General features: G+C 48.9%; 23 protein-coding genes. 4 read left to right on the top strand and 19 right to left on the bottom strand.

Annotated features, from left to right (window positions below; all coding sequences use genetic code 11):
* Positions 1–71: 71 nt before the first annotated feature.
* The 4 genes from VV089_RS03145 to VV089_RS03130 form a co-directional block, all read right to left on the bottom strand.
* Positions 72–1301, bottom strand: a complete 1230-nt coding sequence (locus tag VV089_RS03145; RefSeq protein ID WP_334334910.1) for a MalY/PatB family protein — start codon at positions 1299–1301, stop codon at positions 72–74.
* Complete coding sequence (locus VV089_RS03140; protein ID WP_334334909.1) at positions 1285–2016, bottom strand: N-acetylmannosamine-6-phosphate 2-epimerase; 732 nt, start codon at positions 2014–2016, stop codon at positions 1285–1287. Before VV089_RS03140 ends, VV089_RS03145 begins: the two co-directional genes overlap by 17 nt.
* 27 nt (positions 2017–2043) lie before the next feature.
* Entirely contained in the window at positions 2044–2775 is a 732-nt protein-coding gene (locus tag VV089_RS03135) for an SIS domain-containing protein (RefSeq protein WP_334334908.1), read from the bottom strand.
* Between the two features lie 174 nt (positions 2776–2949).
* The gene (locus tag VV089_RS03130) at positions 2950–3885 is read right to left on the bottom strand and encodes an ROK family glucokinase (protein WP_334334907.1); all 936 of its coding nucleotides are present in this window, start codon (positions 3883–3885) and stop codon (positions 2950–2952) included.
* 297 nt (positions 3886–4182) lie between these two features.
* Between VV089_RS03130 and VV089_RS03125 the strand changes: the two genes are divergently transcribed.
* The 3 genes from VV089_RS03125 to VV089_RS03115 all read left to right on the top strand — a co-directional run bounded on the left by VV089_RS03125 (position 4183) and on the right by VV089_RS03115 (position 7551).
* Positions 4183–5049: a tyrosine-type recombinase/integrase gene (locus tag VV089_RS03125; protein ID WP_334334502.1), complete on the top strand. Its 867-nt coding sequence runs from the start codon at positions 4183–4185 to the stop codon at positions 5047–5049.
* Positions 5042–6199 (top strand): IS91 family transposase, encoded by a 1158-nt coding sequence (locus VV089_RS03120; protein ID WP_334334503.1) that lies wholly within the window; start codon positions 5042–5044, stop codon positions 6197–6199. The genes VV089_RS03125 and VV089_RS03120 overlap by 8 nt, the downstream gene beginning before the upstream one ends.
* A 476-nt stretch (positions 6200–6675) precedes the next feature.
* Positions 6676–7551: a delta-lactam-biosynthetic de-N-acetylase gene (locus VV089_RS03115; protein WP_334334906.1), complete on the top strand. Its 876-nt coding sequence runs from the start codon at positions 6676–6678 to the stop codon at positions 7549–7551.
* A 141-nt stretch (positions 7552–7692) separates the two neighbouring features.
* Here the strand turns inward: VV089_RS03115 and VV089_RS03110 are convergent, their stop codons facing one another.
* The 13 genes from VV089_RS03110 to VV089_RS03050 form a co-directional block, all read right to left on the bottom strand.
* Positions 7693–8061, bottom strand: a complete 369-nt coding sequence (locus VV089_RS03110; RefSeq protein ID WP_334334905.1) for a PIN domain-containing protein — start codon at positions 8059–8061, stop codon at positions 7693–7695.
* A complete protein-coding gene (locus tag VV089_RS03105; RefSeq protein ID WP_172541549.1) occupies positions 8048–8287 on the bottom strand; it encodes a hypothetical protein in 240 nt (79 codons plus the stop codon). The genes VV089_RS03110 and VV089_RS03105 overlap by 14 nt, the downstream gene beginning before the upstream one ends.
* A 130-nt stretch (positions 8288–8417) precedes the next feature.
* On the bottom strand, positions 8418–8903 hold the full coding sequence (locus VV089_RS03100; RefSeq protein WP_172541548.1) for a peptidylprolyl isomerase: 486 nt from the start codon (positions 8901–8903) through the stop codon (positions 8418–8420).
* 3 nt (positions 8904–8906) lie between these two features.
* On the bottom strand, positions 8907–10619 hold the full coding sequence (locus VV089_RS03095; protein WP_334334904.1) for a peptide ABC transporter substrate-binding protein: 1713 nt from the start codon (positions 10617–10619) through the stop codon (positions 8907–8909).
* Between the two features lie 140 nt (positions 10620–10759).
* Positions 10760–11725, bottom strand: a complete 966-nt coding sequence (locus VV089_RS03090; RefSeq protein WP_172541546.1) for an ABC transporter ATP-binding protein — start codon at positions 11723–11725, stop codon at positions 10760–10762.
* A gap of 3 nt (positions 11726–11728) precedes the next feature.
* Positions 11729–12745 carry an ABC transporter ATP-binding protein gene (locus tag VV089_RS03085; RefSeq protein WP_334334903.1) on the bottom strand — a complete coding sequence of 339 codons (1017 nt, stop codon included), beginning with the start codon at positions 12743–12745 and terminating at the stop codon, positions 11729–11731.
* A 181-nt stretch (positions 12746–12926) separates the two neighbouring features.
* Positions 12927–14078, bottom strand: a complete 1152-nt coding sequence (locus tag VV089_RS03080; RefSeq protein ID WP_334334902.1) for an ABC transporter permease — start codon at positions 14076–14078, stop codon at positions 12927–12929.
* A 14-nt stretch (positions 14079–14092) separates the two neighbouring features.
* Positions 14093–15010 (bottom strand): ABC transporter permease, encoded by a 918-nt coding sequence (locus tag VV089_RS03075; RefSeq protein ID WP_334334901.1) that lies wholly within the window; start codon positions 15008–15010, stop codon positions 14093–14095.
* A gap of 228 nt (positions 15011–15238) precedes the next feature.
* Positions 15239–16309: a M24 family metallopeptidase gene (locus VV089_RS03070; RefSeq protein WP_334334900.1), complete on the bottom strand. Its 1071-nt coding sequence runs from the start codon at positions 16307–16309 to the stop codon at positions 15239–15241.
* A gap of 113 nt (positions 16310–16422) precedes the next feature.
* A complete protein-coding gene (gene tpiA, locus VV089_RS03065) occupies positions 16423–17172 on the bottom strand; it encodes a triose-phosphate isomerase (RefSeq protein WP_334334899.1) in 750 nt (249 codons plus the stop codon).
* 104 nt (positions 17173–17276) lie between these two features.
* A complete protein-coding gene (locus VV089_RS03060) occupies positions 17277–18503 on the bottom strand; it encodes a phosphoglycerate kinase (protein WP_334334898.1) in 1227 nt (408 codons plus the stop codon).
* A 187-nt stretch (positions 18504–18690) separates the two neighbouring features.
* Positions 18691–19704, bottom strand: coding sequence for a type I glyceraldehyde-3-phosphate dehydrogenase (gap, locus tag VV089_RS03055; RefSeq protein ID WP_172543228.1), 1014 nt, complete (start codon positions 19702–19704; stop codon positions 18691–18693).
* 268 nt (positions 19705–19972) lie between these two features.
* Positions 19973–21082 carry a PDDEXK nuclease domain-containing protein gene (locus VV089_RS03050; RefSeq protein ID WP_172543227.1) on the bottom strand — a complete coding sequence of 370 codons (1110 nt, stop codon included), beginning with the start codon at positions 21080–21082 and terminating at the stop codon, positions 19973–19975.
* Between the two features lie 464 nt (positions 21083–21546).
* Between VV089_RS03050 and VV089_RS03045 the strand changes: the two genes are divergently transcribed.
* Positions 21547–22350: a histidinol-phosphatase HisJ family protein gene (locus VV089_RS03045; RefSeq protein WP_334334897.1), complete on the top strand. Its 804-nt coding sequence runs from the start codon at positions 21547–21549 to the stop codon at positions 22348–22350.
* Positions 22351–22591: 241 nt separating this feature from the next.
* On the opposite strand, the gene VV089_RS03040 is transcribed toward VV089_RS03045, so the two are convergent.
* Complete coding sequence (locus tag VV089_RS03040; protein WP_334334896.1) at positions 22592–24148, bottom strand: AAA family ATPase; 1557 nt, start codon at positions 24146–24148, stop codon at positions 22592–22594.
* 119 nt (positions 24149–24267) lie between these two features.
* Entirely contained in the window at positions 24268–25347 is a 1080-nt protein-coding gene (gene mnmA / locus VV089_RS03035) for a tRNA 2-thiouridine(34) synthase MnmA (RefSeq protein WP_334334895.1), read from the bottom strand.
* Between the last annotated feature and the right edge of the window lie 36 nt (positions 25348–25383).

Below are 25383 nucleotides of genomic sequence, written 5' to 3'. Positions count from 1 at the left end.
TCGATTTGTGCACTGTGATGGATATTACTATTCCAGTTCCGTAATATCCCTCCCAGTACACCGGTATGAAATCAATTTCCAGCCGCAAAAACTTGCGTCTGTAAATCGATTTGTGCACTGTGATGGATATTACTGTTTTTATTCCAGTTTCGTATAACCATCTCCATCGTGTTTAATCCTTCTTCCAGCATGCCTGCTGGGCAGGCAAAATTCATCCGGTAGAATGACTGGCTGCTTTCTGCGAATTCCGCTCCCGGGGACAGGATCAGCCCCTGTTTCAAAAACCCTTCTCCCAGAGACGGGGCGTCCTTTATGCCGGAGCAGTCAAGCCAGTAAAAATAAGTCCCTTCCGGCTGGTAGAATGCAATTTCCGGAAGCCTCTCCCGTAAAAACACAGCTGCCGCCTGGCGGTTTCCGGCCAGATAGTCCATTGCCTCCTGCCTCCAGCCGCTGCTCTTGGTGTACGCCGCTTTTACCGCACACATAGCAAAAAGGTTGATGCTGCTGATGCCCACAGCCGCCGCTTCCTTTCGGAAGAGCTCGTTCATCTTCCTGTTTTTTATAAATACGGCCGAAATCTTAAGGCCTGCCAGGTTAAAGGTTTTTGTGGGCGACACGCAGGCGATGGTATTCTCTCTTGTCCATGGATTTACATTCATTATGGGCGTAAAATGAGCCCCTGGATATGTGATATCGCAATGGATTTCATCGGAGATAATCGTTACCCCGTATTTCTCGCACAATCCGGCAATTCTCTCCAGCTCCTCCTCCGTGAAAACCCGTCCCGTGGGATTGTGGGGATTGCACAGAAGAAACAGCCTTGCCTTTTTCAATTTTTCCTCCAAATCACAGAAGTCAATCTCAAACCTGCTTCCCGTATCCCGAAGCTCGCTTCGGTACAGCCGGCGCCTGCCGTGCCTGACCGCATGTATAAAAGGAGCATACGCCGGGGACAGAACCGTAACCCCGTCTCCCTCCCGGCTGAACAGACGGATGGCACAGGCCGCGGAATACATCACGCCTGTTGACAAAATCACATCCTCCTCGGTCACCTGGTAATTGTGCTGCTCATGAAACCATTCTGCAAAAAGACGGTAATAGGAAGCGTCCCGATCTGTGTAGCCGTAAATGGGATGTTCCGCCCTTCGGATTAAAGCTTCCCTGACGGCGCTGCTGCAGGGCAGCTCCATGTCTGCCAGCCACATGGGTATCAGACGGCTTCCTGCCTCTTTCCCGTATCTTTCCCATTTTGCCGCTTCTGTATTGCTTCTGTCTATTCTCTCATTAAAATTCTGCTTCATTTTTTTCTGCTTCCCGGCATTTTTCAAAGGTAGAAAGGAAACGGCGTGTAATGGCCATGGGATTGGTTACGGAGGTTCCTATGGTCACGCTGTCCGGCTTTTCTTCCATCATTCTTTCAAGCTGGGCCTGCTCCCAGATTCTTCCCTCTGCGTTCACAAAGCACCTGGTTTTTTGCTTCAGCTCTCCTGCCAGGCGGTAGTCCGGCTCCTTACTGTCGCTCATCGTCTCTCTTGTATAGCCGGACAAGGTGGTGGAAAGGATGTCAAAGCCTATGGCTTCGCACAAAAGGCCTTCCTCCATGGTAGCGATGTCTGCCATAAGAGGAATATGAGGGAAATCTGCCTTTAATCTGCGGATCATAGTTTCCAGTTCCTTTGCAGTCCTCTTTCTTAAGGTTCCGTCCAGAGCTACGATATCGCTTCCGGCCTCAATCATTTCCCTTGCCGTCTCGTAGGTAGGCGTGATAAATACGTCGTCGTAAAGGCACATGCCTTCCCGGAACTGCTTATAAATGCCGATTACGGGCAGATCCATGTGTTCCTTTATCTTTTTCACCTGATCCGGCCAGCAGATCCGAAGGGCCTTCGCACCGCCGGCCCGGGCACATTCAGCTATGGTCAGCATGTGATCGGCTCCATACAAGGGATTATCCTCAAAAGCCTGGCAGGATATAATCAATTGTCCCTTAATTTTTTCAAGAATCTCTGTCTTCATACTTTTTATTCCTGCTTTTTCGTTCTATTAATATAATCGCGTGTATTTCTCAAAATATGCTTCGTTTACATCCTCATTGCCGTCTATGTTGAGGCTGATGAATACCGGCGGTTCCTCTTTGCAGGCCAGCATCTCCTCCACACAGGCCGCCGTCACCGCCTGGACGATAAACGCATTGGCTATGGAAGAAGTCGGACAGATAGCCGCCTTCATTCCTTCCGGCTTCAATGCGCTGTCCCCTGCCGCTCCGCAGTTGTCAATCACCAGATCCGCAAGATCCATCAGCTTTTTCCCACTGGCATGGCGTGATTCCGTTTTGGAAGAGTGATCCACGCTGGTAATGGCAATCACCTTTGCCCCTCTCTCCCTGGCGCACAGAGCCAGTTCCACCGGGTAAGCATTCCTGCCGGAATTGGAGGCAATCAGTACCACATCCTCCTCTTGGATTCGGTATAGCTTTGCCAGAATCTCCGCATAGCCCGGCAGGCGCTCCATATAGGAGCTTTTTGTGGGATGCTCCTCCAGGGTCAGCTCGCAGGTCATAATCGGCACGGTGAAGGCAAGCCCTCCCGCTCTTCCGTAAAATTCCTCCGCCACCGTGTGGGAGTGTCCGCTGCCGCTGACGAAAAAGCGGTGTCCGTTCATATGGGCCCGGGCAATCAGCTTTCCAGCTTCCGTAAGCGCCTCCGACTGAGTCCTGCGTATGGCATCCACCACCTTAAGGCCGGTTTCAAATACATCCTCCGTCAATTTGCTCATGTAATCCCTCCTTTTCTTTACCTGTATATACAAGTTATTCGTATTATAGCACGCCTGTATATACATGTCAACAATAAGAATTAATTTGTGAAACTTTAAATAAACCAAAGCCGGGATCAGACACGCTTGTCCAATCCCGGCTCATTTGTTTCCGCATATTTTTATACGTCTTACCTACATTTTCACATAACTTGCTGCCCCATAAATCCCGGCATCATTGCCAAGCTTCGCAAGGACAAACTTTTTATCCCTGCATCCCGGCCATACATATTTCTTATAATATTTCTGCACATACTCAATGAGAATCTCCCCAGCCTTCGACACGCCTCCGCCGATGATAAATGCCTCCGGATCCACAACAGCCGCCGTGGCCGCCAGAGAATATCCCAGATAATGACCGAATTTCTCCGCCACTTCCTTTGCAATCTCATCCCCTGCCTTTACAGCGTCAAATACAGACTTTGCCGTAACCTCTCCCTCCCGGAGAAGCGAAGGCCTGTCACTCCGGGCAAGGAGCTCCTTTGCCATCCTTACGATTCCGGCAGCCGACGCAAACTGCTCCGCACAGCCTGCGCCGCCGCAGCCGCAGGCCTCCTCTATCTCTCCATCCACCTTGATATGCCCAACTTCCCCGGCCGCTCCCTTAGAGCCCAGAATCACCTTACCATCCACGATAATCGCAGCCGCCACTCCCGTTCCCAGCGTAATGAAAACAGCATCCTTGTAGCTCCCTGCGCCGCCCTTCCAAAGCTCTCCCAGTCCAGCCGTCTTTACATCATTGCCGCCCTTGCAGGGAAGCCCCGTAAGCTCCTCAAGCTCCTTTGCCACATGCTTATCTCTCCAGCCCAGGTTAGCATTCATCACAATGATACCTTCCGCCGTCACCGGCCCCGGAACCCCGAAGCCCACCCCCGTAACCTGCTCCTTCTCAATCCCCTTTTCTTTCATCTTTCCCAGCACAGCCCCAGCCACATCCGGCAGAACAGCCTCCGATTGATTCTCCGTCCGTGTAGGAATCTCCCACTTTTCCAAAAGCTCCCCCTCCACAGTAAAGAGCCCCAGCTTAATAGTCGTCCCTCCCACATCAACGCCAAAACAATACTTTTCCATACCAAATATACCCCCTTTTCTTTTTCCTATGTTTTCCATTGTACCAAGTCGCTAGCGCGACGGCTAGCTCCAGTTATAATTATTCTCGCTACATTATAGAAAAAAGTAGCAGTTTTTGTTTTTATGTTGTATTGTTGAATTACCCCTAATCCACAATCACATAACAACCAAAACTGCTATGCTTATTTTATCATGGATTTCTCATTTCAACAACTGTATATCTTATTTTCCTCGTCCGCCGCCTTTTCTGAAATGTAACCCGTTGTTTTCTTACATTTCATCAAAGGAGATTTTATTATGGACAATTATTTAAACACTTTCCGGGAGATGATCTCCCTGCGTGGCCTTACGGACCATACACTCAAAAATTACTGCACCTATATCCGTGCCTATCTGGATTACCTTTCCCGCTTTCTCCTTAAAGCTCCCGAAGATGTTTCCTGGAATGAATTGCGTGATTATATCCGCTGGATCCAGAAATCCAGAAACCTTTCTGACAGGACTATCAACTGTGCCATCTCACAGCTCCGCTTTTTTACCATCTATGTCCTCCACAAAACATGGGACGATACCCAGCTACCCTTCCGCAGGTTCGATGAATATCTTCCCTATGTCCCCTCCAGACAGGATACCTGGACTTTCATTTCCACTATGCCTGATTTGAAGCAGAAGACCATGACCGCTTTGATGTATTCCTCCGGCCTCCGCATCGGCGAGGTATGCTCCCTGCGTTATGAAGATGTTGACAGAAAGAATCTCAGGCTACATATCACTCATGGCAAGAACCGGCATGACCGCTATGCCATCCTTTCAACAGCCGCTCTTGACCTGCTTACCCAGTACTGGTTTCAATACGGAAAACCCCGGGGATATCTTTTCCCCAAGCAGAACGGACAGGACAGGCCCATTGACACCTTTTTCCTTTCCAGACATATCCATGCCCATGAGGACCGCCTCGGATGGGAACGCAGACTCACCTGTCATTCTTTCCGGCATGCCTTCGGCACCCATCTGTATGAGGATGGCGTTGACCTGCTTACCATTAAAGCTCTGCTGGGACATAAATCTTTAAGCTCCACCGCCATTTATGTCCATCTGGCCTCCAATGGCACCGGCTCCGCCGTCAGCCCTTTTGACCGCATGGCAGGTGTTTCTCATGGGTGAATTTAAGATCCGGCAGGTATTTGAAGCTTCTTATCAGGCTTATTCCGCAAAAGCGCCTTATCTGTCGGATGTACAGCGTAAAGCGGCACATTCCATCCTGAAATGTAAATCCCCTTCCCTCGGGTGTAACGTAAGCCGCTGTGACTGCTGCGGACATATGGTATTCCACAATAATTCCTGCCGTAACCGCAGCTGCCCTGACTGTCAGGCTGTCTTAAAAGAAATCTGGGTGGACAAGCGCAGGGCCGAGGTTATCGATTCCCCCTATTTCCATGTGGTATTTACTCTTCCACATGAACTGGGGCCGCTCTTTTACCACAACCAAAAGCTTCTTTACGGACTCTTCCACAGATGCTGCGCCCAGACCCTTCTCGAATTAGCTTCAAGCAGGAAATATCTCGGGGCTGTGCCCGGCATCATACAGGTCCTCCATACCTGGAACCAGGAGCTTTCCTACCATGTCCATATGCACTGTATTGTTTCCGGAGGCGGTCTTACAAAGGACCATAAGATACGCCTCTCTTCCAATAACTTTTTTATTCCGGTCAGGGTTCTGAGGGATAAATTCAAGGGAAAGTTTATGGCCTGCCTCAGCCTGCTTTACAAAGACGGCTCCCTTGTTTTTCCTTCCTCCTGCTCCGCTCTTAAAAATCCCTGCTCTTTCAGGGAGTGGAAGGATTCCCTTTATGCAAAGGACTGGTGCCCTTACATAAAAGAAACATTCAACGGATTCGGCAATGCAATTGAATATCTTGGGCGTTACACCCACAGAATTGCTGTTTCAAACAGCAGGCTCCTTTCCGTTTCACGGGATTCGGTCTCTTTTTCTGCCAGAGGTTTAAAACCCGGCGGCCCAAAACGCACCATTACACTGGACAACATTGAATTCATCCGCCGCTATCTGATGCACGTCCTGCCTTCCGGTTTTCAGAAAATCCGGTACTATGGTTTCCTGAACAACCGCATGAAGACACACAACCTGACGGTTATTTTTAAACTTCAGGGCGGACAGCGTTTCCGGCAGCGTTATGCCGGTATGACCATGACGGAACTGCTCAAAGCGGTCTGGAATTTTGATATCCGCATCTGCCCGGAGTGCGGCTGTGCATCCATGAAGCAGCTTGGAAGAATGCATGCGCCTTCCGGATAAAACAGCGTTTTTTCATACTGTTTTTCAAGACCTCCCGGCGGAAGGTCTGTGAAGCATGCCCTTAAATACGAATACCGCATAACAAAGACCTGTCTTCACAGCTTTTTTCATAGGATTCTCCTGTTTAAGGGAGCTGGAAAAGATACTATCCCCATATACATACCGGCTGCACGTCCGCGAATTGGTACAATTGGAAAGAATCACATTCCGAGCAGTTTTATCTTTTGTATAAAGCTGTTCTCTTTTTCTGCTCTGAATCTGATACTTTCCTTAAGAATTATACCATCTCCATCCCCTTATGCAAACAAAAACAACTCAAAACCATCCACCAAAAACCATCCACCAAACCATCCACCTCCCAGTAAGAGCTCAGACGGCCGTCTGAGCTCTTACGTCCCCCTCCAAACAAAACCGCCAAGATACGTCTGATTTTTCCGGCAGTCTCATATATTTGAAAAAAACGGATGTTTTGAAACATGAAACAAAATAAGAATCTCAAAAATATCATTGTTACGGCTCTGCTCCTTACCTTCTCCTACTTTGCCGGCCAGGGCATCGCCCACATTCAGAACGTTTATGCTTTCGGCGCTATCCTCCCTGCAGGCAGCAGCGCCTCCGCCAACTGGGGCTTAAGCTTCCAGGAGGAAGGAAAGGCTCCCTTAGGCAATGCCTCCGCCTCCTACCTAAAGGACTTTGACGCTTACTTTGTAGAAGAAACAGAAGAAAAAAAGATCTATCTCACCTTCGACTGCGGCTTTGAAAACGGCAATACACCAGCCATTTTAGATGCCTTAAAAAAACACAATGCCCCGGCCACATTTTTCATAGTAGGTAATTATATGGAGACCAGCCCGGATCTGGTAAAACGCATGGTTTCGGAAGGCCACACCGTCGGAAACCATACCTATCATCATCCGGACATGTCCAAGATTGGAGAAATGGAAGCATTTCGAAAAGAACTGGCTGATCTGGAAACGCTCTATGAGGAAGCCATCGGCCAGCCCATGACAAAGTATTACCGGCCTCCCCAGGGCGTCTACAGTGAAAGCAATCTAAAAATGGCCCAGGAGCTGGGGTATCAGACATTTTTCTGGAGCCTGGCTTATGTAGACTGGTACCAGGATCAGCAGCCCTCCCATGAGGAAGCCTTTGCCAAACTGATTCCCCGGATCCACCCCGGAGCGGTGGTGCTGTTACATAATACGTCTCAGACAAACGGGGAAATTCTGGATGAGCTGCTGACAAAGTGGGAGGAGCTGGGGTACAGCTTTCATCCCTTAAGCGAGCTGGCCGGGGAAGCGCTTCCTGAGCTTCCGCTGACGCCGGGAAAAACGCCGGAATCTTCCTCCTAGTCAAGTATCTGTCTGCCGGGCAGACTGTGCGCTGAAATTGCCGATACGGACTACCAGGGCACAAAAAGCTGTTACAAAATAAACCGCCAGACTTTTCCTTATTGTTTGGAAATGGAAAAGCCTGACGGTTTAGCAGCCAGATCAACTTGTCTGATTCAGAAATTTTAATAATTTTTTATCAAAGGTCTTTATTTCATACCCTTTTATTTTGTTATAAGCATACAAAATGCAATCCGGAAAGTCTAAATTATGTCTGGCATAAGTCTCTATACCAAGCTTTAATACTTCTTCCTCTACTGCCGTAACCTCTTTTAGAAAAATAAGCAGACACTCTTTTATCTTTTCCCTTTCAACAGAGTATACGCCTTTGAGAACATATACTACCTTGGCGATAATCTCAATTGTCACATATACCTGTCCCTTTTTTATGATGTCTTCTGCTTCAAGAGCCATATCTTCATTATCATTTAACAGATAACGAAGGATCATATTGGTATCAAGCATTACCATATCTTGTTACCACCGCCTTTTCCCATGCAGTTTTTTCCATCTTTTGTAATTCCGGTCTGGCATACTTTCCCAATATCCCTCTTGCCGTTTTTTCCGCTTCTTCTGCAGGTGTTTCCTCGATAAACTCATCCAATATAGTAATGATTAGCTTCTGGTTCTTTTGTGCCTGAATCTTTTCTAATGGCTGTATTACACTTCCATCATAATAAGCCTGTAGAGCAATCATATAAACACCTTCCTTCTATCTGCTCTATTCTTTTCTATGTGTCTATTATACTTTATCACACACCCAAGAGCAAATGAAATCTGCTATTTTTGTCTGCCTATTTTGACTATCATAATTAAAATTCTGTAAATTACTCTTCAATCCGAATCCTGCTAATCACCGGCATATCTACCGGCTTGTTCCAGGTCTCGGGCCCATAGGTGGGAAGCTCTGCAATAGCGTCCAGCACCTCAAAGCCGGAAACCATCTCCCCAAAAGCTGCATACCGTCCGTCCAGCTTATGGGCGTCCTGATGCACCACAAAAAACTGGGTTCCGGCCGTGTCATAGCCGTCATCCCTGGCCATGGACAGAGCGCCCCGTTTGTGCTCTAGCGGATTGGGAACGCCATTTTCCTCAAACTCCCCTTTGATGTGCCATTCACTGTCCGTCATAATGTCATTATCCGGGGAACCGGACTGGATCACATAATCCTTCACAATGCGGCACCAGGCCAGGCCGTTATAAAACCCGCTCCGGACCGTATCCACAAAATTCTTTACCGTAATCGGAGCAAGCTCCGGGAACAGGTCAAAGACCATATCCCCGAAGCCCTCCGTAGAAATAATACATCTCATAGCTTAATGTGCCAGAACTTTTGCATTCTGGAAGTAAATGTTGGAAGAGGAAACCATGTAAACGCCCTCAATGTAATCCTTAATCAGATACGTGTTGGACTTGTAGTACAGTCCAAGAACCGGATAATCAGCGGATACAAGCTCGTCTGCCTTCAGCACCAGCTCTGCGAACTTCGCCGGATCCTTCTCCACCTTGATCTGATCTACAATGGCGTCATAGTCCGGATTGCTGTAGAAGGAATTGTTGGTTACATCGTTGGTATAGAGAAGCGGCAGGAAGCTCATCGGATTTACATAATCCGCACTCCAGCCCATGGCCGCTACTTCATAGTTGCCGGACTGTACTGCATCATAAAATACTGCCCAGTCTGCGGAGCTAACCTCTACGGTAATTCCAAGATTCTGCTCCCACATCTCTGCAATGGCTTCTGCAATCTTCTTTACATTATCGTCAGAGTAGAAGGAAAGCTGCAGAGTCGGGAAGCCTTCTCCCTCCGGATAGCCTGCCTCTGCCAGAGCCGCCTTTGCGCCCTCTACATCAGCTGTGGAGGACAGTCCGAAGTCAGAACGTCCCTCTGTCACGTCTTTTCCGTCTACCACATAGCCGGGAGCCATAAAGCTGTATGCCGGCTGTCCGTCTACCTGGGCCACGTTGTTGATAAGAGCTTCACGGTCGATAGCCAGGTTGAGAGCCTTTCTCACCAGGGGATTGTCATAAGGCGCCTTGGAGCAGTTGATATCATAGTATACGGTTCCGTAGTTCGGCGTAGACACAAGGCCTGCGTTCTCCGCCTTCAGACGAGCCAGGTCGCTGGAAGGAACGGTTCTCACGCCGTCCACCTCGCCGCTCTCATAAGCCGTCAGCGCCGTGGAGGTATCCAGAACGTAGCGGAAGGTCAGCTTCTGAAGGGTTACGTTTTCTGCATTCCAGTAGTTCTCGTTTTTCTCCAGAATCATGCTCTCGCCCATATTCATCTCAGTAATCTTGAAGGGTCCGTTGCTTACGTAAGCTTCTGCAGTTGTCGTCCACTTGTCGCCGTTTGCCTCGATGGTTGCCTGCTGAACCGGGAAATATACCCACATGCTTACCAGGTCGATAAAGTAGGGGCAGGGAGCCTTCAGAGTGAACTCCAGGGTGTTGTCGTCTAAAGCCTTGATTCCTACATCCTCTGCGGAAGCAGTTCCGTCATAGAATTCCTGTCCGTTTACCACATAATCGGAGATCATGTTTACATACTGAGAGGTTGTCTCCGGAGTCAGAACGCGGAGTGCGGAATACACATAGTCATTTGCCGTCAGATCCGTTCCGTCGCTCCACTTCAGTCCCTCTCTCAGATGGAAGGTGAATACGGTCAAGTCATCGTTGCTCTCCCAGGACTCTGCATTTCCGGGAACCACCTCGCCATTCTCGTCGTAGGTTACAAGACCCTCAAAGCAGTTGCTTAAGAAAGGTGTTGCAAATGAATTGTTGGTTACGTTGGGGTCGATGCCGTCAGGCTCATTGTTGAGCACGAATACCATCTCCTGGGCATCTGCAAGCGCTCCCTCCTGCGCTCCTGCTGCATCTTCCGGAGCTTCTGCCTCCGGCGCTTGTGGGGCTGCCTCAATATCATCAATGGTCTGAGGCTCGTCTGCCGCCTTGTTTCCGCATCCGGCCATGAGCATGGTGCTCACCAGGCTTACGGCAAGAAGCATGCTTAATAACTTCTTTTTCATAACGCTTATCCTCCTTTGGAATTTCTGAGCACGCCTTTTTCAGGGCGCTCCTGCTTGACAGCCGCACAGCAGGGCTGTCTCTATGTTTCAGACGCGCCGTTATGCTGCGCGCCGGGAAACCGATTCTCGGTGCAAAGATTTTATGCTTTATGGAGATGACAGGCTACCTTATGCCCTCCGCCCACATCCACAAGCTCCGGCTTCACCTGGGAGCATTCCGGCGCAGCATAGGGACACCGCGTATGGAAACGGCAGCCGGACGGGGGATTGATGGGGCTTGGAATATCCCCCTCAATACTGCTCTTCTCCTTCTGTCTTGCCAGCTTCGGATTCGCAATGGGAACACTGCCCAAAAGTCCCTTGGTATAGGGATGCAGCGGATTTTTGTAAATCTCGTCCGCCTCGCTCATCTCCACCAGCTGTCCTAAGTACATCACGCCCACGTCATCGGAGACATAACGCACCATAGACAGGTCATGTGCAATAAAGAGGTAAGACAAGCCCTTCTCTTCCTGAAAATCCTTCAGAAGATTAATCACCTGTGCCTGGATAGACACGTCCAGGGCGGAAATAGGCTCGTCGCAGATCACCAGCTGGGGCTCCAGAATCAAGGCTCTGGCAATCCCCACTCTCTGACGCTGTCCGCCGGAAAATTCATGGGCGTAACGGTTGGCATGCTCCTTGGTCAGCCCCACGCGCTCCAGCATGGGATAGACGAGAGCGTTGGCCTCCTCCTTGCTTTTCACCAGATTGTGGGCCAGAAGGGGCTCGGCAATGATGTCGCGCACGGTCATTCTGGCATTTAAGGAAGCGTAAGGATCCTGGAAGATCATCTGCATTTTCTTCCGGTAAGGCTTTAACTCCTTCTGCTTCATATTCGTAATATCCGTGCCGTCCAGGATAATCTGCCCGGCAGTGGGATCGTACATGCGGATAATGGTTCTTGCACAGCTTGATTTGCCGCAGCCGGACTCGCCGACCAGCCCCAGGGTCTTGCCCCTCTCAAGCGTAAAGCTGATGCCGTCCACTGCGTGGACAAGCTGCTTTTTCCCTGCTTTAAAATGCTTTGTAAGGTCTTTTACCTCTAAAATATTCTGCTCACTCATAGCCTACACCTCACTGCGAAAGGGATTGTTATCATCCGCCGGCGCATCCGGGTACAACAGGAAGCACCGGGAATGGTGTCCCTCTCCCACCTGAGTAAATTCCGGAAGCTCCGCCCCGCAAATCTTTCTGGCATAGGGGCAGCGCGGTGCAAAGGGACATCCGGCCGGGGGATTCGTCATATCGGGAGGCGAACCGGGAATGGGCTTTAAACGCACAGCCTTATCCTGCTCCATGTCAGGGATGGAATTCAAAAGTCCCATAGTGTACGGATGGCTTGGGCGCTCAAAAATATCGTCAATGGAAGCTTCCTCCATAACAAGGCCGCCGTACATAACAATTACCCGGTCACAGAGCTCCGCCACCACACCCAGATCATGGGTAATGAAAATGATGCTTGCCCCGTATTCCTTCTCAAGCTCCCGGAGCTGGCGAAGAATCTGATCCTGGATGGTCACGTCAAGAGCCGTGGTAGGCTCGTCTGCTATCAGCAGCTTTGGCTTATTAGCCAGAGCCATGGCTATCATAACCCTCTGGCGCATACCGCCCGAAAACTCGTGGGGATAACATTTATACCGCTTCTGGGGCTCCGGAATCCGTACCTTTTCAAAAAGCTCCAGAACAGCCTTTTTCGCTTCCTCCCTGGAAAGATCCGAATGGTGCTCTAAAAGCATCTCCGCCACCTGTTTTCCAACAGGAATCAAGGGGTTCAGAGAGGACATGGGGTCCTGGAAAATCATGGAGATCTTTTCACCCCGGATCTCGCGCATCCGTTTTTTGGGGGCTCCTATGAACTCCTCTCCGTCAAAGCGGATGGAGGAGCCTTCCTTGATCCGGGCCGTGTCTGCAAGCAAATGCAGAATGGACATGGAGGTCACGCTCTTACCGCTGCCGGACTCGCCTACGATACCCAGGATCTCGCCCTTTCCCACGGAAAAGCCCACGCCCCGCACTGCCTGGACTTCGCCGTTGCTCGTCATAAAGGATACTTTTAGATTCTCTATATTTAAAATTGATTCCATCGTATTCTCCTATTCCAGTTCCGTAAGCTCTCTCCCAGTACACCTGGTATGAAATCAATTTCCAGCCGCAAAAACATGCGTCTGTAAATCGATTTGTGCACTGTGAGAGAGCTTACTGTTTCCAGTTCCGTAAGCTCTCTCCCAGTACACTGGTATGGGCTTACTATTTCCAGTCCTTTCACTATTTTTTCAGCTTGGGATCCAGGGCATCCCGCAGGCCGTCGCCTACGAAGTTGAAGGCGAACATAATGAGACAGATAACAAGGGCCGGGATGAACATCTGATGGGGACAGGAGCGAAGATTCTCCGCCGCATCGTTGCACATGGTTCCCAGACTGGCAAGAGGAGGCTTCAGGCCGATGCCCAGATAGCTTAAAAACGCTTCCATAAAAATTGCGGAAGGAATCAGCATGGTCACTGTCACCAGGATAGAGCCCATGGCATTGGGAATCAGATGCTGCAGTAAAATCGTCTTGGTGGAGGAACCGATGGTTTTGGCCGCCATCACAAACTCCTGCTGCTTAAGGCTTAAAACCTGTCCCCGGACTACGCGGGCCATATCCACCCAGTACACGGTGCCCAGAGCAATGATAATACTCTGCAGTCCAGATTCCAGATACACCATAATCAGAATCACATACAAGGTCAGCGGTATGGTGCTGATAATGTCTACAATACGCATCATAACCGTATCTACCATACCACCTGCATAACCGGAAACTCCGCCGAAGAGAATGCCGATGATCATATTCACGGCCGCCGCCACAAATGCCACCATAAGGGACACCCTTGTGCCGTACATCAGACGGGTAAGAATATCCCTGCCCAGGCTGTCTGTTCCCAGTACATAGGACTTATTCCAGACATGGGCAGAAGGGTAAATAACACGCGTCTGGGGATCTGCGATCACATAAGGCTTCGCACCGTAATAGAGCGCTACCTCCGTGCCATTGCAGTCAAAAATCGTCATGGAGGAATCCGCTTCCTCCCGGATCTTTTTCAACTGATTTCCCATGGTGCCGTCCTTGCTTACCTGCACCACTTTGAGGGCCTGGGTCACATAGAGATAACCGGATCCGTCCGGCGTCTCGTAGACCTTCATCCGGGGCGGAATGTTGACTACCTCCAGATTCTGCGTGGAATAGCTGTAATCCGTAAACATCGGCCCCAAAAGGGCAAAGAGCATCAAGATCACAATCATAATCAGCCCGCCGATGGCCGTGGGCTTATGCCGGAAGCGAAACCACACGTCTCCGGCAAAGGTTCTGTTTTTACTCCATATCTTTTCCCGGTCCTCATTGGAGGAACCGAGCATTTCCCATTTATTATCCATTCTTCTTCCCGTCCTTACTCATACTTAATCCTGGGGTCAATGAGGCAGTAGAACATATCTACCAGTAAGATCATTGCCATCAAAAAGCTTGCGTAAAAAATGGTTACGCCCATGATGGTGGTGTAATCTCTCTGGGATACGCTGGTTACAAAATATCCCCCAAGACCGGGAATCGCAAATATTTTCTCAATGACAAAGCTGCCGGTCAGCAGGCCTGCAATGGTGGGGCCGAGAACGGTGACCACAGGGATCAGCGCGTTCCGCATTCCGTGTTTTAAAACAACCTTAATCTCCGACAGTCCCTTTGCACGGGCCGTCCGTATGTAGTCCTGGCCCATAACCTCCAACAAGCTGGAACGCATCAGCCGGGCCATATAGCTGATGGAATATCCCCCAAGAGCCACAACCGGGAGAATATAGCCCTTCCAGGTATCCAGACCATAGGTGGGAAGCACATTCAGCTTAAAGGAAAATACGTATATCAGAACCGAAGCAATGACAAAGGAGGGGATGGTCACGCCGATGGTGGCCACGGCCATCAGCACCATATCCTGCCATTTTCCATTCTTCACAGCCGCCAGAATCCCCATAGGGATAGCAGCCAAAAGCACGAATACAATGGTAATGAAGCCCAGCCGGGCGGACACGGGGAAACCGTTCTCTACAAAGTCGTTGACGTCCTTTCCGGGGTACTTGTAGGAGGGGCCCAGATCGCCTCTTAATATTCCGGTCACGTATTCAAAAAACTGCTCCGGCAGCGGCCTGTCCAGATGGTACTTGGCATTCAGCGCAGCCTCCACTTCCTCACTCATATTCCGGTCGCTGGTAAAGGGGCCTCCCGGCACTGCGTGCATAATACTGAATGTCAGCAGCATAATCATAAAAAGTGCCACAAGCATCATTCCCAGCCGCTTTGCAAAATATCGAACCATCTCTTCTCACTCCATTTTTCCACATAAGGCGTTCATCTGTCCTTCCTATACGTACAAAGGACACAACTTTTATTATTATAACCCCTGTCTTTCCGTGTTGTCAATTACGAATCAGATCTGTTTGTGGAAAACTTTTTGGCGCAAAAGGGCTGTTGGAGCATTGATTTTTTAACTGTTTTACAAGATTTCTGCACCTTATGGAACGAAATCCGCCGGTTCTTTATTACTCTACTCTACTATCCTTAAGTCCTTAGATGCTTTGTTTAAGACTTCACATCCCGTTTCTGTCACCAGTACCAGATCCTCGATGCGAACGCCGAATTTTCCAGGGAGGTAGATGCCCGGCTCTACGGAAAAGACCATCCCTGGCTCCAGAGGGAACTTTGAGGCGCTTCCCACATCCGGGGGCTCATGGCACTCTAGTCCGGCCCCGTGGCCCAGGCGGTGGGTGAAATAAGGGCCGCAGCCGCCCTCGGTGATGATATCCCGGGCTGCCTTATCAATTTCCGACAGGAATACGCCGGGTTTGATCTTTTCGATGGCTGTCAGATTGGCCTTTTTCACCAGTTCATAGACCTTACGCTGTTCCTCACTTGCTTCCTTATAAAAAACAGTTCTCGTCATATCGCACCAATACCGGTCAAAGGGGATAAAAATATCAAAAATCACGCTGTCTCCCGGCTTCAGCACCGTGCCGTCACCGTTGTGATGGGGATCGGCTCCATTGGGCCCGAAGCACACCAGCTGGGTGCCCTCACAGTCTGCGCCGCGCTCCAGATAGAGGCGGTTCACCTGGGCGGCAAGCTGATTTTCCACCGCCCCCTCCTTCACCTGGGCAATCATAAGCTCCACGACCTCGTCATTGAAAGCAGAGCTTCGGCGAAGAGCTTCGATCTCTTGTGCGTCCTTTAACATTCTGGCTCTGTCTACGGGCGCAGAACCGTGAACCGGCTTCACGTCCGGTCGCAGCTCCATCAGCCCGATGAGAAATTTGCTGGACCAGAATTTGTCAATCCCTATTGAGCCTGCTTTTACGTGCTTTGCCAGCTCCTCCACAGGATTTTCCCCGTCCTTGTGGGTGTAGAGCGGCAGTCCCTTACAGGGAGCGATTCCGAAGATCTCATTTCCGAACAGCTCTGCCTTTCCTGTGTCGTCCAGGTAGAGGGCTATCATCCGCTCATGGGGTTCGATCCAGAGTCCCGTTAAATAATAGACGGATGCAGTAGAGGACACGATAATCTGGGTCAGGCCTTCCTGCTTCATATTGGCTGTGATACGTTTTATTCTCTCTTGATTCATATTTTGCCTCCTAATGTCTCAAGCGAAGGTGCCTGCATGTTTATTTCCGCGAACATTTGACTTCAGGCACAAATTGAAAGGGGCTGCTGCCGCAGCCCCCTATTTTCTATTCCTTATTTGTAGTTTACAATCTTTCCGAAATCGGGCTTGAGAGCTGCGCCGCCTACCAGGCCGCCGTCGATGTCTGCCTGTGCGAACAAATCTGCTGCAGTGCCTGCATTTACAGAGCCGCCGTACTGGATGCGGATAGCCTCTGCGGTTGCCTCGTCGTAGATCTCGGCGATGCACTTACGGATATCGGCACATACCTCCTGCGCCTGCTCGGTAGTTGCAGTCTTGCCGGTTCCGATGGCCCAGATGGGCTCGTATGCGATCACGGCTGTCTTAGCCTGCTCTGCGGTGATCCCTAAGAAGCCTACCTTTACCTGCTGGCGGATGAAATCCATGGTTACGCCCTGCTCTCTCTGGGTCAGAGTCTCGCCGCAGCACATAATGGGAGTGATGCCGTGCTCAAAAGCCTTGTGCATCTTCTTGTTGATGTCCTCGTTGGTCTCGCCGAAGTACTCTCTTCTCTCGGAGTGTCCAAGGATGACATACTTTACGCCTACGTCTGTGAGCATTGCCGGAGAAATCTCGCCTGTGTAAGCGCCTTTCTCCTCAAAGTACATATTCTCGGCGCCAACCTGGATGTTGGAGCCCTTTGCAGCTTCCATTACCGGGATAATGTCGATGGCCGGTACGCAGAATACGACGTCTACTTCGTCATTTGCTACCAGGGGTTTTAAGGTATTTACCAGTTCTACTGCCTCGCTGGGGGTCATGTTCATCTTCCAGTTGCCGGCGATGATTTTCTTTCTTGCCATTGTTTTATTCTCCTTTTTCTTTATATGATTTACTCCGCAGTGCCCGACAACCGGGTAAATCATAGATTTCCCCGGTTGTCGGGCTGTCCCGGCACTGCTCATAGCTATCGCATGTCGTCCGCTGCCGCCACGCCCGGAAGCTCTTTGCCCTCCAGGAATTCCAGAGAAGCGCCGCCGCCTGTGGAAATGTGGCTCATCTTATCAGCAAAGCCCAGCTGGTTCACAGCTGCTGCGGAATCGCCGCCGCCGATGATGGTGGTTGCATCTGTCTCAGCCAGGGATTTGGCTACTGCGATGGTTCCCTTTGCCAGGATGGGATTCTCGAATACGCCCATGGGGCCGTTCCATACAACAGTCTTAGCAGACTTCACTGCCTCTGCATAGAGCTCCGCAGTCTTGGTTCCGATATCCAGGCCCATCTTGTCAGCCGGAATTGCATTGGAATCCACAACGGAAACCTCAATCTCTGCGTCAATGGGATTCGGGAACTCGGCAGCAATGGTGGTATCCACCGGAAGGAGCAGCTTCTTGCCAAGTTTCTCAGCCTTTGCAATCATCTCCTTGCAGTAGTCAAGCTTCTCGTCATCCACAAGAGAGGTTCCGATCTCGCAGCCCTGTGCCTTTAAGAAGGTGTATGCCATTCCGCCGCCGATGATTAAGGTGTCGCACTTCTCAAGAAGGTTTGCGATTACATTCAGCTTGTCTGCTACCTTTGCGCCGCCTAAGATGGCTACGAAGGGTCTTACGGGATTCTCCACTGCATTTCCAAGGAAATCAATCTCCTTCTGCATCAGATAGCCAACGGCACACTCGCCGCCCTTTGCACGTACAACCTCTGTCACGCCTGCAACGGAAGCATGTGCTCTGTGGGAGGAACCGAATGCGTCGCACACGTATACGTCGCAGAGATCAGCAAGCTCTTTGGAGAAGTCCTCGCCGTTCTTGGTCTCCTCTTTGCCGCGGAAGCGTGTATTCTGAAGGAGTACCACGTCTCCCTCGTTCATGGCTGCTACGGCTGCTGTTGCGGCCTCGCCTGTTACGTTATAGTCGGATACGAAGTTTACGCTCTTGCCAAGCTTCTCAGAGAGACGCTCTGCAACAGGCGCTAAGGATTCGCCCTCGTTGGGGCCGTTCTTTACTTTTCCAAGGTGGGAGCAGAGAATTACCTTTCCGCCGTCGTCGATTAATTTCTGTATGGTGGGAAGGGCTGCCTTGATACGTGTGTCGTCTGTGATCTTGCCGTCCTTTAAGGGAACGTTGAAGTCACATCTTACCAGGACACGTTTTCCCTTTGCATTGATATCATTTACTGATTTTTTATTTAATCCCATGTTATCTGCCTCCTGTTTTCTTTTTAATTGAGTAAGGAAAAAAAGGATCCGGTCCAAAGACCGGACCCTTTAAGGTCTTAATTCCATATGCTGCAGTCCGCCGTGCCCTTCGATTCTGCTTTGCTCCATCACGCTTGGGGCTTTGCCCTATAGGAGTGTCTGCCAGCTTCTGCACGGCTCATTGCTATTATGCAAGCTCAGCGAAGTACTTGATTGTACGAACCATCTGAGAAACGTAGGAGTTCTCATTGTCATACCAGGAAACAACCTCTACCTGGGTCTTTCCATCGGGAAGCGGAGAAACCATGGTCTGAGTTGCATCGAACAGAGAACCGAATCTCATGCCAACGATATCGCTGGATACGATCTCATCCTCGGTGTAGCCGTAGGACTCGGTAGCTGCTGCCTTCATAGCTGCGTTGATCTCTTCCTTGGTTACGCTCTTGTTCACAACTGCGAACAGCAGAGTGGTGGAACCTGTGGGGGTCGGTACACGCTGTGCAGCGCCGATGAGCTTGCCGTTCAGCTCCGGAATAACCAGGCCGATTGCCTTTGCTGCGCCTGTGCTGTTGGGAACGATGTTGATAGCTGCTGCACGGCTTCTTCTCAGGTCGCCCTTTCTCTGGGGTCCGTCCAGAGGCATCTGATCGCCTGTGTAAGCATGGATGGTGCACATAATTCCGGACTCGATGGGAGCCAGCTCGTTAAGAGCCTTTGCCATAGGAGCCAGGCAGTTTGTTGTACAGGAAGCTGCAGAAATTACAGTATCCTCTTTCTTCAGTGTCTCATGGTTTACATTGTAAACGATGGTGGGCAGGTCGTTTCCAGCCGGAGCGGAGATAACAACCTTCTTAGCGCCTGCGGTGATGTGTGCAGAAGCCTTGTCCTTGGAGGTGTAGAAGCCTGTACACTCCAGAACTACGTCTACATCCAGCTCTCCCCAGGGAAGCTCTGCTGCGTTAGCCTTTGCGTAAATCTTAATCTCTTTTCCGTCAACAACGATGGAATCCTCTGTTGCGGATACGGTGTCTGCCAGAGCATACTTACCCTGTGAAGAATCATATTTCAATAAGTGTGCAAGCATCTTGGGGCTTGTTAAATCGTTAATTGCAACTACTTCGTAGCCTTCTGCACCAAACATCTGTCTGAATGCAAGTCTTCCGATACGTCCGAAACCATTGATTGCTACTTTTACTGCCATTTTTCAATTCCTCCTAAAAATAAATTTTATTTATTTTTTTCCTGCGGACCCTCTTTTTGGGAAAAGCCCACAATCTGGTATTCATTGTACCGAATCCAGGACAAAATTTCAAGACCTAATTAAAATTTTATCCGCTGCTTTTTCAAATTCTGCGCTTCGTAAAGAAATTTTACTTCTTTCCATACGATACATCTTCCGCCGCCATGCCCATTTCCGGTTCAAATGAATATACAACAGCGCTGTTTCTTTCCGTACGATAGTTTTTCAATTATGTTTCTTCACTGTGCCTCTGCTCGCTTTGCTTTTCTTTCTGCTGTAAATAAAACATAGTTTTTTGTATTTCAATTTCTTTTCGCAGTTCTTCTTCTGTTGGTAAATACAATTTATATTTTGAAGCAAATAACTGCTCATTACCGTGAAGAACCGAATACCTTGCGATATCTTCATCAGTTTCTGTACAGAGCACAATACCCAATGTCGGATTATCATCTGTACCTTTCTTCAATTCATCGTACATGCGGATATACATGTCCATCTGTCCTACATCCTGATGCGTAATTTTACCTGTTTTCAAGTCAATCAGGATAAAACACTTCAAAATGTAATTGTAAAATACAAGGTCAATAAAATAGTCCTCTTTCTCTGTCTTGATATGCTGCTGACGGGCTACAAAAGCATACCCTTTTCCCATTTCCATTAAAAATTTCTGAATATTAGAAATAATGCTGGTCTCCAAATCGGTTTCCGTAAAGTCTGTATTGGACGATAATCCAAGGAATTCTGCTATCACAGGATTTTTGACAAATTCCAGCTTATCATTCTGGAAACCGGACGTCTTTTCCAGCATCTCCCGTTCAACCAGCTCTTTATGTTGGGACTGCAATATACGATAGTAATATTGTGTATTGATATTTCGCTGTAAAGTGCGCACGCTCCATGTCTGCTCATACGCCTCTTTCTCATACCAACTGCGCGCAGCAGAATCTGTTACCTGCAGCAGTGCTCGATAATGAGACCAGGTCAGACGTATATGAGATTGTCGACACACTGTGTCGATAATCTGGGGAAACTCTTTATAAAAGCGCAGACAGTGATAAAGATTGCTTCGGTCATAACCTTTTCCATACTGTATAGTCAGCTCTTTGGATAATTTTTTAATTATTTTAGCGCCGTACTCAGCGCGATCTGAACCATCCATTTCTTCTTCAGATATTCGGTATCCAATCAGCCAGTTTCTTTGTGACAAGATTGTGTCCACTGCATGGTAGGCTTGCCGTTGGGAAGCCTCTATGATGTTTTGTATATCTGACAATATATTTTCTGATTTTTGATAGATACTCATAATATCAGTATTATTCGTTTTTATGGATTCATTCATAAAACACCTCGCAATTCAACCTGTAACTACTTCGTAAATCAATGACTTTTTAATTGCTCTCAATGTTTTCAATTTTGTGCCTATTAGCCCTATTATCTTAGTATATCGAACCACTTGAGCATTATCAAGCCAAACATTTTTACTTTTTAATCTTCCTATAGGCTTTTCTATCTTGCACGCTCCTCTAGTTCTTCTCCTGACCAAATGTCTCAATTCCCCTTCTTTGCACTACTCCCCCAAAAACTAGGACATCCTCTCCAATTCCGGAATTCCCATACGGAAAGATTCCCCCTCAACTACACACATTGATTTTAAGCGTATAATTGTGATATTATTATGGCATCGGAAAGGAACACCAGCCTGGCTCAATGCCGCATTGGAAATAAATCTGAACTTTTCCCAGGTATTGCAGAAGGCTCTGCCTGCCAAAAAGAAAACACAATAAAAACAAGGGGAAAATAAATATGATAAAGGCAGATTTTCATTTACATTCTTCTTTTTCCGGCGACAGTGACACTGCGCCGGAGGTGATTGCCGGGACTGCGCTTCAACGGGGGCTTTCCGCCATTTGCTTTACGGATCATTATGATGCGGATTACCCCTATGAGGATGTGTGCTTTGAACTGGATACGGAGGCTTATCAAAAACGGATCTCGGAACTTCGCTCTGCTTATGAGGGGCGGATGGGGCTTGGGTTCGGGGTGGAGCTTGGGCTGCAGCCGCACCTTGGGGAGCTTTACCGCTCTTATACCGCGCAGTATCCCTTTGATTTTGTGATTGGTTCTACCCATCTGATTGATGGGAAGGATCCTTATTATGCTTCTTTCTGGGAAGGGTATACGCTGGAGGATGGGATACGCCGTTTTTTGGAGATTACGCTGGAGAATATGAAGGCTTTTGATGATTTTGATGTTTATGGACATCTGGATTATATTGTGCGGTATGCGCCTTTGGAGCCAAAGCGGTTTTTTTATGGGGATTATGGGGATCTGATGGATGAGATTTTGAGGTTTCTCATTTGTCATGGGAAAGGGATTGAGGTGAATACGGGAGGCTATAAGGCTGGGCTGGGCTGCCCGAATCCTTGCGGGGAGGTTTTGCGGCGGTATCGGGAGCTTGGCGGGGAAATTGTGACTATGGGGTCAGATGCTCATATGGCGGAATATGTTGGAAGTTTTATGGATGAGGCCCGGGAGGTTCTGCGTGGCTGTGGGTTTCGGTATTTTGCTTTGTTTGAGGGACGGAAAGCGGAGTTTGTGAGGTTGTGAGGGGGGGGACGGTGATATCAGAACCCAGGGCGCCAGCCTTTTCCATATCTGTGTTCGGACGGTTCTCATACACGCTGTCTGCTCTGAACGTACATTATTTCTGCAGGGTTTGGCTTTGGCGGTGTTTTGAGATAATGTACGCTCATATCAGACAGCGTGTATGCGAACAGCCGGACACTTGATATTGGAAAAGGCTGGCGCCCTGGGTTCTGATATCACCTGGTTTTTGTATTGTTATTTGTTATTCTTTTCCGATTAGTACTTGTTTTTTGGAGAAGGCAAAGCCGTATTTTCGTATTCTTTTTTTGGGAATTCCTTTTTCTGTAAGGAGGGTTTCGTATTTTTTCTTTTCTATCTGTTGTAAGGCTGCTTTTACTGTATCGGACAGCTCTACCAGCAGTCCCAGTATAAAGCCGTGGTAGAAACGCTCTGGCTCGGCAGCTTCGGAGGGCTTGTTTCCGGTGTCGAAAGTGCTGAAGGTGGCAAGGGCTACTTTGTTCATGTAATAATTCATGGTTTTTAAGTCGTCTTCCAGCAGGGCTTTGATAAATCCGTTGTATTCCCTTCTGCTCTTTTGAAACCATCCTCTTACCATAGTGCAGAACATCCGCTTTACTTCACGGTTTGTAAGTGTTAATTCATAATTCGGGGCGTCTATGGAATCCCAGTCTTCTTCATAGTGAAGCACTTTTAGGTATCCGCTGGCTAACAGCAGGCTCCAGATTCCTTCTTCGTTTCCGTCTAGTTCGCCGTATACGGTCTGTTCGTCTATGGGGGTGACAATGGATTGTCCCAAAAGCAGCTCTTCAAACTCCTGTTTAATATCCGGGCTTGCTTCACGAATTAGTTTTCCTGCCAGACTGTTTGAACTGGAATTGGCCCAGTATATCCCGAGCTTTCCTGCATCCAGATAGTTCAGAATCGACCAGGGATTGTACATATCTGTTTTACTGCCAAATGTAAAGCCATCATACCATTTTTTTACTTCCTGCCTTCTGTCTGCCATTTCAAATTCATCTAAGGCCTGAAATACTTCTTCCTCTGTAAATCCAAAACAGTCTGCATATGCGTCGGATGTGGTAGTAACCACCTTCATATTATTCAAATCAGAAAAGACGGATTCCCGGCTTACTCGTGTGATTCCTGTCATTATGGCCCGTTCCAGATATGGATTTGTTTTAAAGGCTGCGTTAAACATACTTCTGGTAAAGGATACCAGTTCCGCCCAATAGCCATTTACATATGCTTCCTGCATAGGTGTATCGTATTCGTCCAGAAGAATAATTACCTTTTTCCCATAATAGCGTGAAAGATAGCCGGACAATTCGTGAAGCGCTAATGTAGCTGTCACATCATCCATATCTATAGATACAGAAGCAAAAAAGTCTTTTTCTTTCTCATCCAATACTTCCTCTTCCAGCAAAAATCGATGCTTGGAATATAAGCTTGTTAATATATGGCAGATTTTTCTGCGTGCGGTTTCGTAGCTGGTATCTTTAATACTGGCAAGGGAAAGACTGATTACCGGATAAGTGCCTTGAAGCTTCCGGTACTTTTCTTCTTTCCAGACGGCGAGCTTCTCAAAAAGATCTCCCCTTCCTGCATATTCCACAGAAAAGAACTGCTCTGTCATGCTCATATTCAAGGTTTTCCCAAACCGTCTGGGACGGGTTATAAGTGTTACGCTGTCGCCGCCTTCCCACCATTCTTTTATAAATAAAGTCTTGTCGATGTAAAAGTATCCTTCTCTTTGAAGAGTCTCAAAATCCTGGCACCCGATGCTTACTGTTCTTGCCATGCTTTACACCTCCCGTCTCTTTCCTTTATTTCCGCGAGTAATGAGCCAAGTGCTGTGCCTGCACGAGCATTTGGCGAATGCCGCAAGGGTCAAATACCCCACAGCTGTGGGGTATTTGACTACAAAATGGTTCCGCCCCCAAGTACATCTTCGCCGTCATAAAACACCACGGCCTGTCCCGGTGTGACAGCGCGCACCGGTTCATGGAACTGAACTTTTATCTGATCCGGCCCTGTTTTCCAAATGGTGCAGGGAGTTCCGGCATGATTGTAGCGGATTTTCGCCGCTGCCTTACGATCTTCTGTAAGATCCGGAACTGACATCCAGTTTAGACGGTCCGCAAGAAGCATGTCTGTCCATACGTCCTCCTGCTCCCCAATCACGACTTCGTTGGTTTCGGGGCGGATCTCGGTCACTGCCACACGGCGTCCCATGGGCAGTCCTAAGCCCCTGCGCTGGCCGATGGTGTAATGAATGATTCCCTTATGGCGGCCCAGCACTGTGCCGTCTGCCTTTACAAAGCTGCCTTCCTGGGAGGGTTTTCCTGTAACGCCCTCGATAAACCCTGCATAGTCTTGATCGGGTACAAAGCAGATCTCCTGGCTGTCCGGTTTGTCCGCAACACTTAAGCCAATCTTTTCCGCCATGCTGCGGATCTCTTCTTTCGAATAATCGCCCACCGGCATTAAGGTATGAGAGAGCTGTTCCTGGGTCAGATTATAAAGGGCATAGGTCTGATCCTTTTTCGCCGTCACAGAACGGGACAGGCAGAAACGTCCGTTTTCCAGCTGTTTTATCCTGGCATAATGGCCGGTGGCAATGTAATCCGCCCCGATTTCCAGACTCCTTTTTAAAAGCGCCTCCCATTTTACATAGCGGTTGCAGGCAATGCAGGGATTGGGGGTGCGGCCCGCCAGATACTCTGCTACAAAATAATCCATTACAGCTCTTTTAAAATCCGCCTTGAAGTTCATTACGTAATGGGGAATCTCCAATATCTGGGCCGTGCGCCTGGCATCCTCCACGGCGCTTAGACCACAGCAGCCTCCGTTTTCTTCCAGAACCTCTTCTTCCTCGTCCTGCCAGATCTGCATGGTAACGCCGATGACTTCGTAACCCTGTTCCTTTAAAAGCCAGGCGGCCACGGCAGAATCCACGCCGCCGGACATCCCCACAACTACTTTTTCTTTTCTGCTCACTGATTTTCTTTCCTCAACCTTTTTTGAACTGCCGGA

This window comes from Candidatus Merdisoma sp. JLR.KK011 (assembly GCF_036941125.1).
Classification (GTDB): domain Bacteria; phylum Bacillota; class Clostridia; order Lachnospirales; family Lachnospiraceae; genus Laedolimicola.
Note: the sequence above shows the minus strand (reverse complement) of the source record. Positions and strands in the feature narration are given on the sequence as shown.